The 13,013-nt window shown below is 68.9% G+C and carries 14 protein-coding genes; 9 read left to right on the top strand and 5 right to left on the bottom strand.

Features of this window, described 5'->3' with window-relative positions:
- Positions 1-19: 19 nt before the first annotated feature.
- From M4I32_RS08285 to M4I32_RS08275, 3 genes are all read right to left on the bottom strand, one after another.
- On the bottom strand, positions 20-775 hold the full coding sequence (locus tag M4I32_RS08285; protein ID WP_319034012.1) for an ion transporter: 756 nt from the start codon (positions 773-775) through the stop codon (positions 20-22).
- Between the two features lie 333 nt (positions 776-1,108).
- Positions 1,109-1,774, bottom strand: a complete 666-nt coding sequence (locus M4I32_RS08280; RefSeq protein ID WP_319034140.1) for an aquaporin — start codon at positions 1,772-1,774, stop codon at positions 1,109-1,111.
- On the bottom strand, positions 1,774-2,121 hold the full coding sequence (locus M4I32_RS08275; RefSeq protein ID WP_319034011.1) for a metalloregulator ArsR/SmtB family transcription factor: 348 nt from the start codon (positions 2,119-2,121) through the stop codon (positions 1,774-1,776). The genes M4I32_RS08280 and M4I32_RS08275 overlap by 1 nt, the downstream gene beginning before the upstream one ends.
- Before the next feature lie 87 nt (positions 2,122-2,208).
- Between M4I32_RS08275 and M4I32_RS08270 the strand changes: the two genes are divergently transcribed.
- Positions 2,209-3,519 (top strand): NAD(P)-binding domain-containing protein, encoded by a 1,311-nt coding sequence (locus tag M4I32_RS08270; protein WP_319034010.1) that lies wholly within the window; start codon positions 2,209-2,211, stop codon positions 3,517-3,519.
- A 60-nt stretch (positions 3,520-3,579) separates the two neighbouring features.
- Here M4I32_RS08270 and M4I32_RS08265 read toward each other — a convergent pair whose 3' ends face one another.
- Positions 3,580-4,839 (bottom strand): ABC transporter substrate-binding protein, encoded by a 1,260-nt coding sequence (locus M4I32_RS08265; protein ID WP_319034009.1) that lies wholly within the window; start codon positions 4,837-4,839, stop codon positions 3,580-3,582.
- Positions 4,840-5,041: 202 nt separating this feature from the next.
- Between M4I32_RS08265 and M4I32_RS08260 the strand changes: the two genes are divergently transcribed.
- The 3 genes from M4I32_RS08260 (at position 5,042) to M4I32_RS08250 (ending at position 7,847) form a co-directional block, all read left to right on the top strand.
- On the top strand, positions 5,042-5,992 hold the full coding sequence (locus M4I32_RS08260) for a LysR family transcriptional regulator (protein ID WP_319034008.1): 951 nt from the start codon (positions 5,042-5,044) through the stop codon (positions 5,990-5,992).
- A 128-nt stretch (positions 5,993-6,120) separates the two neighbouring features.
- Complete coding sequence (locus tag M4I32_RS08255; RefSeq protein ID WP_319034007.1) at positions 6,121-7,332, top strand: acyl-CoA dehydrogenase family protein; 1,212 nt, start codon at positions 6,121-6,123, stop codon at positions 7,330-7,332.
- On the top strand, positions 7,329-7,847 hold the full coding sequence (locus tag M4I32_RS08250) for a flavin reductase family protein (protein ID WP_319034006.1): 519 nt from the start codon (positions 7,329-7,331) through the stop codon (positions 7,845-7,847). The genes M4I32_RS08255 and M4I32_RS08250 overlap by 4 nt, the downstream gene beginning before the upstream one ends.
- Before the next feature lie 20 nt (positions 7,848-7,867).
- On the opposite strand, the gene M4I32_RS08245 is transcribed toward M4I32_RS08250, so the two are convergent.
- Positions 7,868-9,358, bottom strand: a complete 1,491-nt coding sequence (locus M4I32_RS08245) for an MFS transporter (protein ID WP_319034005.1) — start codon at positions 9,356-9,358, stop codon at positions 7,868-7,870.
- 96 nt (positions 9,359-9,454) lie between these two features.
- On the opposite strand from M4I32_RS08245, the gene M4I32_RS08240 reads away from it, so the two are divergent.
- The 5 genes from M4I32_RS08240 to M4I32_RS08220 all read left to right on the top strand — a co-directional run bounded on the left by M4I32_RS08240 (position 9,455) and on the right by M4I32_RS08220 (position 12,934).
- Positions 9,455-10,078 carry a TetR/AcrR family transcriptional regulator gene (locus tag M4I32_RS08240; protein ID WP_319034004.1) on the top strand — a complete coding sequence of 208 codons (624 nt, stop codon included), beginning with the start codon at positions 9,455-9,457 and terminating at the stop codon, positions 10,076-10,078.
- Between the two features lie 164 nt (positions 10,079-10,242).
- Positions 10,243-11,916 (top strand): cellulase family glycosylhydrolase, encoded by a 1,674-nt coding sequence (locus M4I32_RS08235; protein WP_319034003.1) that lies wholly within the window; start codon positions 10,243-10,245, stop codon positions 11,914-11,916.
- Positions 11,917-12,033: 117 nt separating this feature from the next.
- On the top strand, positions 12,034-12,174 hold the full coding sequence (locus M4I32_RS08230; RefSeq protein WP_319034002.1) for a hypothetical protein: 141 nt from the start codon (positions 12,034-12,036) through the stop codon (positions 12,172-12,174).
- Between the two features lie 92 nt (positions 12,175-12,266).
- A complete protein-coding gene (locus tag M4I32_RS08225; RefSeq protein ID WP_319034001.1) occupies positions 12,267-12,503 on the top strand; it encodes a CopG family transcriptional regulator in 237 nt (78 codons plus the stop codon).
- Complete coding sequence (locus M4I32_RS08220; RefSeq protein ID WP_319034000.1) at positions 12,500-12,934, top strand: TA system VapC family ribonuclease toxin; 435 nt, start codon at positions 12,500-12,502, stop codon at positions 12,932-12,934. Before M4I32_RS08225 ends, M4I32_RS08220 begins: the two co-directional genes overlap by 4 nt.
- The last annotated feature ends 79 nt before the right edge of the window (positions 12,935-13,013 follow it).

The following is a 13,013-nucleotide window of genomic DNA, read 5'->3' as shown; positions in this document are numbered from 1 at the left end:
CCGTTCGGAGCACAAGATGTCACCCTATCGGAGGGTCGGATGCCTCTCCGTCACGCGTGCGGGGACGAGCGGCGGGTGCGCCGTACCGCTCCACGAGCGTGTGCAGCTGGGTCGCCACGGCGTTCACCTGGGCTTTCGTAGCGGGCTGCTCCTCCTCGTGCCCGGCCGCCGCGCGCTCGAGCACCCACGACGACAGGGTGGCCGTGACGGTGCCGACGACGGCCACACCGCCCACCATCAGTCCCACGGCGACGAACCGCCCCGGCACCGTGACGGGGGTGTAATCGCCGTAGCCGACGGTCGTGATCGTCACGAAGGCCCACCAGATGGCGTCGCCGAAGCTCGTGATGTTGGCGTCGGGTGAGAGTCGCTCGGCCTCGAGCACCGTCAACGCGGCGAGGTAGATGAGCATGAACGCCGCCGACGCGCCGTAGATCATGATCCGGCTGCGCAGGGCCGCTCCCGCGGTGCGCTGCAGCACGTGCACGAGCGTGAACACCCGCAGCAGACGCAGGGGACGCAGCGCCGGCACCACGACGATCACGAGGTCGAACAGATGGCGCACGAACCACTTCGCCTTGTGGGGCGCGAGCGCGAGCCGCACGAGGTAGTCGACGAGGAAGATGAGCCACGTCACGAGGATGACGCTCTCGGTGACGAGGCGCGGCGTGCCGTGCAGCTCGGCGATGACCTGCCACGAGTAGGCGACGATGAACAGGAGCGCGGCGACGATCAGCGGCCAGTTCGTCAGCTGCTGCCAGCGCTCCTCGGTCATGGTCGGAACTCTAGGGCGCGAGCACGATCGACTCGGGTCACCCCGCCGGGGCGATCGGATGCCGTGGAAGGAATTTCTCCACAGATGTCCCCCAAACGGTGGACACGACTCCGGACCGTCGGCTAGTTTCTAAGAGGACCCGATCTCAACGGTGTGAAGTGGGGACTGACCACCGTGTTCCTTTGCCACGCGCAAGGGACGGTAAAAAGTTTCGGGGGGAAACAGGACAGATCCCTTCGTGTCGACGACTGGGGAAGACGACGACACGAAGGGATCTTCTTGTGCGCCCGGGGCCCTGCAGAAGGGCGTTCACGAGGCGATGAGTCCCGCCACTCACTCCACTGCCGGCATGGGATGCGGGTAGAGCAGCCGCACGACCAGCCATCCGAGCACGCCGCCGATCAGCTGCGCGCCGATGAACGGGAGCACCGCCACCGGCGCAATGCCCGCGAAGGTGTCGCTGAAGGCCCGACCCACGGTGATGGCGGGGTTCGCGAAGCTCGTCGACGAGGTGAAGAAGTAGGCGGCGCCGATGTAGGCGCCCACCGCGGGGGCGGCGAGGTGGGAGCGACCGCTGCGGACGAGCGCGAAGATCACGAGCACGAGTCCGGCTGTCGCGACGACCTCGGCGAGCAGATGCGGGCCGCTCACCCGATCGTTGGTGCCCCATTCCGTCGGCAGCCCGAACATGGCGTTCGCCAGCAGCGCGCCGGCGATGCATCCCGCGATCTGCACCGGCAGGTATGTCGCCACGGCGATCGGTCGCGCCCCGTGCAGGGCGGCGTCGACGAGCGTGACGACGGGATTGAAATGCGCTCCCGAGACAGGCGCCAGCACGACGATGAGCACGCCCAGGCCCAGCGCGGTCGCGAACGCGTTCTCGAACAGCTGCAGGCCGACGTCGTCGGGCGACAGCGAGGCGCCGGCGATGCCCGAGCCGATCACGACGGCGCACAGCAGGGCGCTGCCGAGGAACTCCCCGCCCAGCGCCCGCAGCATCACGGCGCGGTCAGCCACTGCGCCACCTCTTCGAGCGCACCCGGGACCAGGGCATAGAACGCCCACGTGCCACGCTTGGTGCGGGTCAGGAATCCCGCTTCGGTGAGCACCTTCAGATGGTGCGAGACGGTCGGCTGACTCAGTCCCACCGGTTCGAGCAGGTCGCAGACGCATGCCTCTGCCCCCTCCGCCGACGCGACGATGGAGAGCAGCCGCAGGCGCACGGGATCGGCGAGCGCTTTGAGGGTGTGGGCGAGGTCGTCGGCCGCCGCGGCATCCAGCGGCTCTTTCACGAGTCGGGCGCAGCAGGTCGCGTCCGCCACGAGTGGCAGGTTCATCGTGGGCATGCATCGACCCTAGTCGATATTGACAACCGTCGATGGATGGCGCAGGGTGAACGGGGCCGAGAACCGACCACCCCGACGGAGGATGCCGTGACCCTGCTCGATCTGACCCCCCGCACCGAGACGCGCGACCGGCTGACCGGCCTGCCCGTCGCGGTGATCGGCGCGGGCCCCGTGGGGCTCGCCGCCGCCGCGAACCTCATCGAGCGCGGCGAGGACGTCGTCGTCTATGAGAAGGGGTCGGATGCCGCCGCGAGCGTGCGCGCCTGGGGACATATCCGCCTGTTCTCGCCGTGGCGGCATCTCGTCGACCCCGCCGCGCGTCGGCTGCTCGAACGCGAGGGCTGGCGGATGCCACCCGAGGGCGACATCCCCGACGGGCGCGCACTCGTCGAGCTCTACCTCGCTCCCCTGGCACGTTCGCGCGCTCTCGCGGGCAGCATCCGCACGGGCGTGTCGGTCGAGGCCGTCACCCGTGAAGGCATGGACCGCACGCGCTCGGTGGGGCGCGCTGCCGCGCCGTTCTCCCTGCGCCTGCGCTCCGCCGACGGCGTGGTGTGCGAGACGTCGTCGCGTGCGGTCATCGACGCCTCCGGAACCTACGACTCCCCCAACCCGCTCGGCGCCGGCGGGCTGGAGGCCCTCGGCGTGGAGCACGTGCGAGACCGCATCACGCATGCGCTCCCCGACGTGCACGGCGCGGAGCGCGCTCGGTTCGCGGGCCGGCACACCGTGGTGGTCGGCGCCGGCCACTCCGCGGCGAACACGCTGATCGGCCTTGCCGAGCTCGCCCGTGACGTGGCGGGCACCACGATCACCTGGTTGCTCCGCGGCACGCGCGCCCCCCAGGTCGGGTCCTCCCCCGACGACGAGCTCATCGCCCGCGCGCAGCTGGGTGGGCGCGTGGAGCAGCTCGTCGCGGAGGGCTCGCTCACCGTCGTCGACGGCTTCGCGATCGCACGGGCGGAGCCCCACGGCGACGGCGTGCGCCTGGTCGGACGCAGGCGGGAACGACCGCACAGCGTCGACGCCGACATCGTGGTGGCCGCCACCGGCTTCCGCCCGTCTCTCGGCATGCTGCGCGAGGTGCGCCTCGACCTCGATGACATCGTCGAGGCCCCCCGCCGGCTCGCACCCCTGATCGACCCGAGTCTACACTCCTGCGGCACAGTCGAACCCCACGGCTACCGCGAGCTGCGGCATCCCGACGAGGGCTTCTTCATCGTGGGCATGAAGAGCTACGGACGCGCCCCCACTTTCCTGCTGGCGACGGGCTACGAGCAGGTGCGGTCGGTGACGGCGTGGCTGGCGGGGGATGTGGATGCGGCATCCGCCGTCTCGCTCTCGCTGCCGGCGACGGGGGTGTGCTCGACCGACCTCGGCGGGTCCTGCTGCACCTGAGCGAGGCACACGCAAGGGCCCGGCGGGAGGCAAGTTCCGCCGGGCCCGGTCCGCGGGTGGCTACGAGGCGGGCACCGGCGTGAAGCCCGTTCCGTCGAACTCCTGCACGACGACCTCGCTCATGGCCGGGCGGTCCTCGATCGTGGTGTCGATGACACCGCCCTCGAGGAGGAACGGCGCCTCGAAGTCCTGCACCGAGCGCAGCGCCGTCATGAAGCTCTCGCGCGTGGGCTCCTCCATCTTGGTGAACGCCTCCTCCAGGATCGACGCTCCGATCCAGCTCCAGAGGCACTGCGGAAAGCTCGGCGCTCCCTGCTGGTCCGTGTGCTCCTCGAGCGCGTCGAGGAAGACCTGCCCGTCCTCGCTCTGCATGAAGCTCGGCGATCCCGCAGCCATCGACGACGCCGTGGTGTAGATCGCGGGGAACGTGTCCGCGACCTCCGAGGGCGTCAGCAGAGCGCCCGGGCTCGACGACGTCGAGGGGAGGAACCAGCTCGGGTGCCACCCGACCGAGTCGGCCTGTCGGAGCGAGCCGATCACGAGCGGTGCGAGGGAGGACATGGCGTTGAAGAAGATGTCCGCGTCGGTCGCGGCGAGTTCGGTGATCTGCGCCGAGACGTCGTCGGCCGTCGGCTCGTAGCTCAGCTCCTTGACGACCTCGACGTTGTCGGCGCCCTCGACCGCCCCCAGGAAGCCGTCGACGTAGCCCTGGCCGAAGTCGTCGTTCTGGAAGAGGATCGCCACGCGGTGGTCCTCACCCGATTGCGCCAGCATCTCGCCGAACGCCTCACCCTCCTGCGGATACACCGGAAGGAGGCCGAGCTGCCAGGGGCTCTCCCCGGCGTCGCTGAACAGGGGATCACCGGTCTGGAGCAGCACCTGCGGGAACTCCTCCTCGATCGCCGCCTCGCGCCAGGCCCGGTTGGTGGGCGTTCCGAGACTCAGCGCCGCACCGAAGACGTCGTCGTTGACCATCTGCCCGAAGTTGGCCAGCGCGCGTTGTGGATCGTACGCATCGTTGTACGCCTCGAACTCGACGGTGCGCGTCTTGCCGTCGCCGAAGGTGATGCCGCCCTCGGCGTTGCGCGTCTCGAAGTACGCCACGGCGCCGTCGACGGCGCAGTTGCCGACGCCGGCCGCGTCGCCGGTCAGCGGCGAGGTCGTTCCGAACGTGATGCTGGTGTCGGTGATGCCCGGCGACGACGCGCCGGCCTCTGCCGACGTCTCACCGCCCCTCGCGCACGAAGCGAGAGCGAGTGTGACCACCCCTGCGCTTGCCACGACGGCGAGGAGCCGACGGCCGGATCGAGAAGTCTTCATGGCGACATTGCCTCCTGAGCTCGCGACGACGCCCGCCGGGCGTCTGCATTGATGCGCGGCGGCTGATGCGTCGTCCTCCCGGCTCCCACACTCGAAGCCGGGCCGAATGGACTGTGTCCTCATCCTGAGACGGTGGCGTCTCAACGGTCAAACAGAACAAATCGACGAAGAAACACGGTTCAGGCGCGTTAGAGTCGCCGGCATGACCGAGATGGATCCTTCGCTGAACCAGAGCATCGCCCGGGGTGAGCTGACGTTCCGCCAGCTCACCCACTTCGTCGCCGCCGCCGAGGAGGGAACCATCAGCGGCGCGGCGGCGCGACTGCGCTTCTCCCCCTCGGCGCTCTCGGCATCCATCACGGAACTGGAACGCGCACTGGGCGCCGAGCTGTGCGTGCGGCGGCGCGCCCAGGGCGTCTCGCTCACCCCGACGGGCCGACTCGTGCTCGCCAAGGCGCGCCGGCTGATCGACGACGTCGCCGAACTGAACTACTCGGTGCGCGGCAACGACGCCGGCCTCGTCGGACCGCTCGTCGTCGGATGCTTCGTCACTCTCGCCCCCGCACTGCTGCCCCGGCTTCTCGACGAGTTCGAGGCGCGGCATCCGGGCGTCTCGCTGGACTTCGTCGTCGGGGCGCAGGATGAGCTCTCGGCCGCGCTGCTCTCCGGCGCGATCGACGTCGCGATCATGTACGACATGGGCGGGTCCGAGGGGATCGAGCATTTCGATCTCTACCAGGCCCACGGCTATGCCCTCTTCGGCGAGGGCAATCCCCTGGCCGAACGCGAGACCGTGACCCTCGAAGAGGCGGTGGAACTGCCCCTCGTGCTCTACGACCAGACGCCGAGCACCCGCTACGCCATGAGCATGTTCGAAGCCCGCGGCCTCACCCCCTACATCCGCCACCGCACGCACGCCTTCGAACTGACACGGTCGATCGTCGCACGGTCGGACCGCGCCTACGCGGTGCTCGTGCAGCGACCCGCGAACAAGCTCAGCTACGAGGGGCTCCCGATCATCGAGAAAGAGATCACTCCGACCCCTCCCGCCGTCTCGGTGGTCTTCGCCTGGGCTCACGATGCGGAGCTCTCGCCGCGGGCGCGAGCCCTGGCGGAGTTGATCCGGCAGCAGTATCCCGCTTCCGGCGGCTAGTTGTGCGGTTTTGCTGCGGATAATCCGCAGATTGTTCTGTTTGACCGCACATAGGGCTGACCAGAGGATGAAGTCAGGTGCTGACCAATCGATCCGCGGCGAAGAAGCCGCGGGAGAGGTGAACTGACATGAATCTTCCGACAATGGATGCCGCGCCCCTCACGGATGCTCGCCCGGCGCCCTCGCCCACGCTGACGGCGGACGACGTCGTCGCCTCGGCCGAGGCACTGATCCCCGCGCTCCGGGAGCGGGCCGCAGAGGTGGACCGCGAGCGCCGCATCCCCCTCGAGACGTATCGACAGCTCGGCGACGCCGGCCTCTTCCACGTGCTCAAGCCGAAGAAGTACGGCGGCCTCGAGTTGAGCGAGCACGAGCACGCTCGCATCGCGATGGCACTTGCCCGCGGATGCGCGTCGACCGCCTGGGTCTTCTCGATCCTCAGCTCGGACAACATGGCGATCCTGGCGTACCCCGAGCAGGTGCAGGACGAGATCTGGGGCCGCAACACGTACGCCACGCTCGCGGGGAACACCAATCTGAACCCGAAGGCGGTCGCGAAGCGGGTGCCCGGCGGATACCGGCTCACGGGACAGTGGGGCTTCTGCAGCGGCTCGGACTTCTCGGAGTGGCTGATCTTCAACGCGCCCGTGGGCGACGAAGGCGAGGGCCACATGTTCATCGTTCCGCACGAGGATGCCGAGACGGTGGACGACTGGTTCCCCACCGGCATGCGCGGAACCGGGAGCCGCTCGATGGCGGTTCACGACGTCTTCGTGCCGGATCATCGCGTGCAGGCCACAAAGGACACCGTCCAGAAGCTGCAGGAGCGTCGCTCGCTGCATCCGACGTTCGACACGATGTATGCGACCTGGCCGTCGCACGGCCGCTTTCCCTTCGCCTCCTGCGCCGTCGGGGCGGCGTGGGGCGCCGCAGAGCATTTCGCCGAGACCGTCGGGTCCTCGACGCGGGTGGCGAATGCGCTCGGCGGCGCCGTGCGGCTCGCCGACCAGGACTACGTGGCGACCGAGTTCGCCCAGGCGCAGGGCGACATCGCCATGGCCGCCCACCTGGTCGAACGGCGCAGCCACGAGGCATCGCAGCGCGCCCGGGCCCGTATCGCCGCGACCGAAGCGGATACGGCCCGCGAGGCGCGCGACAACGCGCTCGTCACCCGCACCGCGCTTCGCGCGGTCGGTCAGATCTTCTCGCTCGTCGGTGCGAGAGCGGGCAGCGCGGACCACCCGGTCTCACGCGCCAAGCGCGACGTCGAGATGGTCTCGCATCACGTGACCCTCAACTGGCGACAGTCGTCCGTGCGCTACCTGGCGGCGATCGCATGATCACGCCCGACGAGTTCAAAGCCGCCTTCCGCCTGCACCCCGCCGGAGTCGCGCTGATCACGGCCGATCCGAGCGGCACCCCGATCGCGCTGACGGCCTCTTCGGTGTCGGCCGTGAGCGCCGACCCGCCACTGGTGATGTTCTCGGTCTCGGTGCAGAGCTCGAGCGCGGAGGTGCTGCGCCGGGCCGAGACCGTCGTCATCCACCTTCTCGCCTCGCACAACGTCGATCTCGCCGTGCTCGGCGCGACGAGCGGCGTCGATCGGTTCGCCGACACCGGTCGCTGGAGCAGGCTCTCGACGGGCGAGCCCGTCTTCGACGACGCGCATACGTGGCTTCGCGCACAGGTCCTGCATCGCATCGACGCCGGGGGGTCGACCGTGTTCGTGTGCACCGGCATCCAAGCCCGCCTCGCCGAGACGGCGTCGACCGACGGGCTGGTGTACCGCAACCGCACATGGCACCGCGTGGGCGCTGACTCGGTCGTGGAGTTGCCTCAGCTCGTCGCCGGCTGAAAGAGGCCCCGCCGGGCTCCTCAGCCGACGCCCGCGCCGGTGCGTTCCTCGTCGGCGGGGGCGTGAGAGAGCGACAGCCCATTCCCCCGGCGACGGAACAGCAGCGCCGAGATGACCGCGCCCACCGCGAAGAACCCGGCGCCCCACCAGTAGGCGGTCGCGTAGCTGGCCAGGGCGGCATCCACCGCGACATCCGGGGTCGCGGCGGGGTGCCCGGCCAGGTAGTCGGCGGCGGCCGTGGCCGCGAGCGTGTTCAGCAGCGCGGTGCCGATCGAGCCACCCACCTGCTGGCTCGTGTTGACGGTCGCCGAGGCGACGCCCGCAAAGCGACGGTCGACGCCGAGCGTGGCGGTCTGCATCGACGCCGGCATGATCGTGCCCATCGCGAAGCCCATGACCATCAGGGGCGGCAGGATGCTGGCCGCATAGGTGCTGCTGGAACCGAGGAATGTGAGCCAGATCATCCCGATCACCCCGAGGGTCATGCCGATCGGCACGAGCACCTTGGGACCGAACCGGGGCACGAAGATGTTCGTGCCGAGCTGCGCGGCGAGCACCAGCATCCCGATCATCGGCAGGAACGACAAGCCGGTCTGGATCGGCGAGTACTCCAACGTCGTCTGCAGGTAGTAGGTGACGAACAGAAAGACCCCGAACATGCCGGCGCCGGCGACCATGACCGACAGGTAAGCGGCGCCTCGGTTGCGATCGAGCACGATCGACAGCGGCAGGAGCGGATGCGCCCCGCGGCGCTGCCACAGCACGAAGGCGACGAGCAGCACGACGGCCGCGGCCAGCATCCCCCATGTCAGGGGCGAGCCCCACCCGTCGGATTCGGCGTGCGAGAACCCGTACACCAGGCCGAAGAGTCCACCCGAGACGAGCACCGTACCCGGCACGTCCAGACGGGGGCGGGGTCCGCTGCGGGCGATCCGCGGGATGTAGCGGAGGGCGCCCACGAGGGCGAAGCCGGCGATGAAGACGTTGATGTAGAGAACCCAGCGCCAGTCCAGCGCCTCGGTCAGGATGCCGCCCAGCAGCAGGCCGACGGCGCCCCCCGCGCCGGCGATCGCACCGAAGACGCCGAACGCACGCGCCCGCTCCTTCGGCACGGTGAACGTCGTGGTCAGCACGGCGAGGGCCGTGGGGGCGAGAAGGGCACCGAAGACGCCCTGCAGAGCGCGCGCCGCCACCAGCAGTTCGAAGGTGCCCGCCGCGCCGCCCAGCGCCGATGCGAGCGCGAACCCGATCAGGCCGATGATGAACGTGCGCTTGCGGCCCATCAGGTCCGACAGCCGTCCGCCGAGCAGCAGCAGGCTGCCGAACGCCAGCGAGTATGCCGTGATGATCCACTGGCGCTGCCCATCCGAGAAGCCCAGGTCGGCCTGCGCGGACGGCAGGGCGACGTTCACCACGGTTGCGTCGAGCACGACCATCAACTGGGCGAGGCCGACCACGACGAGGGTCAGCCAGTGCCCGCGATTGGTCGGGGTAGGAGCGGTAGAAGGCATGCCCGCCACCCTATACGGTAATATCTAGTTCCGGATCTTGCGGGTTCAGTAATTCACCCCCGCGGTAGTCTGACGACGAACAGAAGGAACGGTGCGATGACGCAGGCCGACCCCGCCGACACGAAGCCCCCGCTCGGGCGTCGGCGCGACCACACGCGTGATCCCGAGATCCTCGATGCTGCGCTCGACGTGCTCGCCGAGACCGGCTACGACGGCATGACCATCGACATGGTCGCCGCACGTGCGAAGGCCGGAAAGGCGACTCTCTACCGGCGCTGGTCATCCAAGCCGGAACTTGTGCTCGACGCGGTCGCGTGCATGAAGTCGAAGGACATCGACCTCTCCTCCCCGCCAGACACGGGAACGCTCCGCGGCGACCTCGTCGCGATGGTGACGTCGCCGACGATCCAGGAGAGCGAACGCAAGCTCAAGGTGATGGTGGGCATCGTGTCGATGATCGCCCGCGATCCAGAGCTCGCCGTCGCCGCACGCGAGGCCCTGATCGAACCGCGCGCCGCCGCCAACCGCATCGTGTTCCGGCGCGCCATGGAGCGCGGCGAGATTTCGGCGGACTGCGACGTCGAGATGCTGTGCACGATCAGCCCCGCGATGATCGCCCATCGTGTGCTCATGCTCCGTCAGCCGGTCGACCGGGATTTCATGATCGGCATCATCGACCGCATCGTTCTGCCGGCCGCCGGATTGTCACCCGCGGCATAGCCGTCGTTCACCCTCGACGGGCGCAGATCACCCTCGGCATAGCCGACGATCACTGCTAGCTTCTTGTGTCAAGCCCCTTGACACTCAGGAAACACGGACTTTCGACGTCTTACGGTCTATGGGTCCCTCCCCCAGGATTCTGACGAAAGACTTCCCCCCTCCTCATGAAATCCCCCCTTTTCCTGACCCGTTCCATGAAGAATGCGCTCGCGGCATCCGCTACGGCGGCCTTGCTCGTCGGCGCACTCGTGACCCCCGCCGCCGCGAGCACCGCCGCGGCTGCATCGACAAGCCCCCTGCCGGCACTCGGGTTCTCGCTGAACGGCGAGGCCCTCTCGGGCCCCGTCTCGCAGGCGCACTACAACACCCTCGCCGACATGTCGCCCAGCACGGAGTGGGCCCGCGTCGGGTTCAACAGCGACGGCAACTGGCGAGAGAACGTCGACAAGTACCTCGGTCCCATCCGCGAGGCGGGGATGAAGGTGCTCCTGCGCGCATCGTTCCGCGGCGCCGTGTACGACAAGCGGGTGTCGTTGAACGCCACGGAGCAGGCGCGCTACGGCGACTTCGTGCGCGACCTCGCCCAGTACGTCAAGACCGAGTACGGCCTCACCGCCGACGACGTCGTCTTCGAGCACCCGAACGAGAGCAACGGCCGCGTCTCGGGCGCCGCCTACGCGGGCGCCGCCAAGAACGCGTACGCGAAGCTCAAGTCCGTCGACCCGGACTACAAGATCATCGGTGCAAGCGAGAACGTCTACGCCTCCAACTGGAAGTCCTGGCTCGAAGACGTCTACGACGCGGGCTACGCGTCGGCATCCGACGGAGTGAGCTTTCACAACTACGACCCGCAGGGCGCCTCGTCGAAGTACGACTTTCTCGAGTCGCTGATGAAGGAGCACGGGCACTGGCCGGCGATGGTGTGGCTGAGCGAGTTCGGCACGACCACGGTTCCGGGCGCGAAGGGCGACGGGTCCGCGAATGCCGGGCTGTCCGCTCAGTCCGAAGCGGGCCAGGCGACGCGAATCACGGGTGTGCTCGAGTTCCTGCGCGACGAGTACCCCTGGATCACGCACACGTTCCTCTACGCAGATGAGGACGTTCCCGCCCGCAAGTCCTCCGATCCGTTCGAGGCCTACTTCGGCATCTTCGCGAACGACTCGAACGGCACCGTGACACGGGAGAAGCCTGCCGTGCAGGCGATCCGCGACCTGTACGCGGGCGCCGGGGACCGTGAGACGGCGGTCGAGGCCCCCTCGGAACCGGCAACGCCCGCACCGGCGCCTTCTCCGACCGAGTCGGCTCCGAGCGAGACGTCGAGCCCGGAGCAGGGTGAACTGCAGCAGCTGGCGAGCTTTCCGCTGACCAGCGCGCAGCCCTCGGCTGTCGCTGAGGGCATGAACGCGACGCCGATCACCGGAGTCGGGTTCCGATCGGGCCCTCGCTACGACGACTTCTCCCCTGCGTATGGACGCACCGTGCTGCAGACCAACCCGACCAGCACCACGGCGAGCACCAACGCCGCCTACGTCGAGACCGTCCTCACCCCGGATGCCGCCGGCCACACCGTCACCGTGGACTCCATCCACCTCGACGCCGCCCGCGGCGGAGACGCGGAGAACCGCGGGGTGCGGATCGTGGCCGTCGTCGATGGCGTCGCCACCACCCTCGGCACCCAAACCCTCCCCACCCAGCGACCCGAGACGACCGACGTCGACATCACCGGACTCGCCCTCGAGGGAGAGGAGATCGCCATCCGCATCTACCCCTACTCCCCGGTGAGCACCGCCACGGTCGAGATGACAGATCTCCGCATCCACGGTCGCATCGCGTCCTGAGTCCTGCGCCGACGACGCCACGAAGCCCTCTCCCCGCTGCGGTGGGGAGAGGGCTTCGTCGTCGACGGCGCCCCCGGCAGCGCGACGAGCAACCCGGCGCCGCGTAGCCTGGCGGGTATGGACCCGTTCGACCACGACGCGCAGCCCATCTGCCCCGCGTGCGGCGTGACGACGCAGCCCGGCGAAGGTGCGGATGAGTGCTGGGAGTGCGGCTATCTGATCGAGTCGGATGCGGGCGAAGACCCCGATCACGGGTAGGACTCAGAGCGCAGCATTGCCGAGCATGACAGCCCTGATCGCGGTGCAGACACCGATAGCAGATGTCTGCTTCGGCGAGTATGTTGATCTGCATGCGCACCACACTCAACCTCTCCGACGCCCTCGCGAGTGCGGCGAAAGAACGCGCGGCGGCCGAAGGCCGCAGCTTCACCAGCTTGCTCGAAGAGGCCGTACGCGAGCACCTTGCACGCAATCCTGCCCCGGAGGCCGTTGATCCTCTCCCGACGTACTCGCCTCGCAGGGGCGGACTGCTGGTCGACCTCGACAACAAAGAGGACGTGTGGAGTGCTCTGGATAGGACCGCATGACGCTGATCGTCCCCGACGTCAACGTCCTCATCCACGCGTTCCGCACCGACGTCGCTCAGCACCAGACGTACTTCGCCTGGCTCGACACTGCGCTCCGTACGGGGCAGATCGGCCTCGCCGACACGGTCCTTTCCGGATTCGTGCGCGTCGTGACCCACCCGCGGATCTTCGCCGAGCCGACGCCCGCTGCCGCTGCCCTCGACTTCACGCAAGCGGTTGCGGCCGGGGCGGGTGCGGTCTGGCTTCACCATGGCCCTGAGCCGTGGCGGCGATTCGACGCCCTCACGCGTGCGGACTCCGGCGTGCGCGCAAATCTCGTACCCGACGCGCATATCGCGGCTCTGTGCCTCAGCAACGGCGCACACCTGGCGACCCGCGACCGCGGCTTCGCCCGGTTCGAAGGTCTGCGGTGGTTCGATCCCGCTGCGTAGCTCCCGCGCGAACTACGACAACTCCTGACCGCCTGAACACGCGCACGGCGGCGGATGCCCTAGACCGGGGGTCTAAATC

It is taken from the genome of Microbacterium sp. LRZ72 (assembly GCF_033792225.1).
In the GTDB taxonomy this organism is placed as follows: domain Bacteria; phylum Actinomycetota; class Actinomycetes; order Actinomycetales; family Microbacteriaceae; genus Microbacterium.
This window is presented reverse-complemented; position numbering and strand designations above follow the sequence as displayed.

Excerpts from the sequence above, each read along its gene's own strand:
- M4I32_RS08285 (WP_319034012.1), bottom strand. The coding sequence starts at position 775 with ATGACCGAGGAGCGCTGGCAGCAGCTGACGAACTGGCCGCTGATCGTC.
- M4I32_RS08280 (WP_319034140.1), bottom strand. The coding sequence starts at position 1,774 with ATGCTGCGGGCGCTGGGCGGGGAGTTCCTCGGCAGCGCCCTGCTGTGC.
- M4I32_RS08275 (WP_319034011.1), bottom strand. The coding sequence starts at position 2,121 with ATGCCCACGATGAACCTGCCACTCGTGGCGGACGCGACCTGCTGCGCC.
- M4I32_RS08265 (WP_319034009.1), bottom strand. The coding sequence starts at position 4,839 with ATGAAGACTTCTCGATCCGGCCGTCGGCTCCTCGCCGTCGTGGCAAGC.
- M4I32_RS08260 (WP_319034008.1), top strand. The coding sequence starts at position 5,042 with ATGACCGAGATGGATCCTTCGCTGAACCAGAGCATCGCCCGGGGTGAG.
- M4I32_RS08255 (WP_319034007.1), top strand. The coding sequence starts at position 6,121 with ATGAATCTTCCGACAATGGATGCCGCGCCCCTCACGGATGCTCGCCCG.
- M4I32_RS08250 (WP_319034006.1), top strand. The coding sequence starts at position 7,329 with ATGATCACGCCCGACGAGTTCAAAGCCGCCTTCCGCCTGCACCCCGCC.
- M4I32_RS08245 (WP_319034005.1), bottom strand. The coding sequence starts at position 9,358 with ATGCCTTCTACCGCTCCTACCCCGACCAATCGCGGGCACTGGCTGACC.
- M4I32_RS08240 (WP_319034004.1), top strand. The coding sequence starts at position 9,455 with ATGACGCAGGCCGACCCCGCCGACACGAAGCCCCCGCTCGGGCGTCGG.
- M4I32_RS08235 (WP_319034003.1), top strand. The coding sequence starts at position 10,243 with ATGAAATCCCCCCTTTTCCTGACCCGTTCCATGAAGAATGCGCTCGCG.
- M4I32_RS08230 (WP_319034002.1), top strand. The coding sequence starts at position 12,034 with ATGGACCCGTTCGACCACGACGCGCAGCCCATCTGCCCCGCGTGCGGC.
- M4I32_RS08225 (WP_319034001.1), top strand. The coding sequence starts at position 12,267 with ATGCGCACCACACTCAACCTCTCCGACGCCCTCGCGAGTGCGGCGAAA.
- M4I32_RS08220 (WP_319034000.1), top strand. The coding sequence starts at position 12,500 with ATGACGCTGATCGTCCCCGACGTCAACGTCCTCATCCACGCGTTCCGC.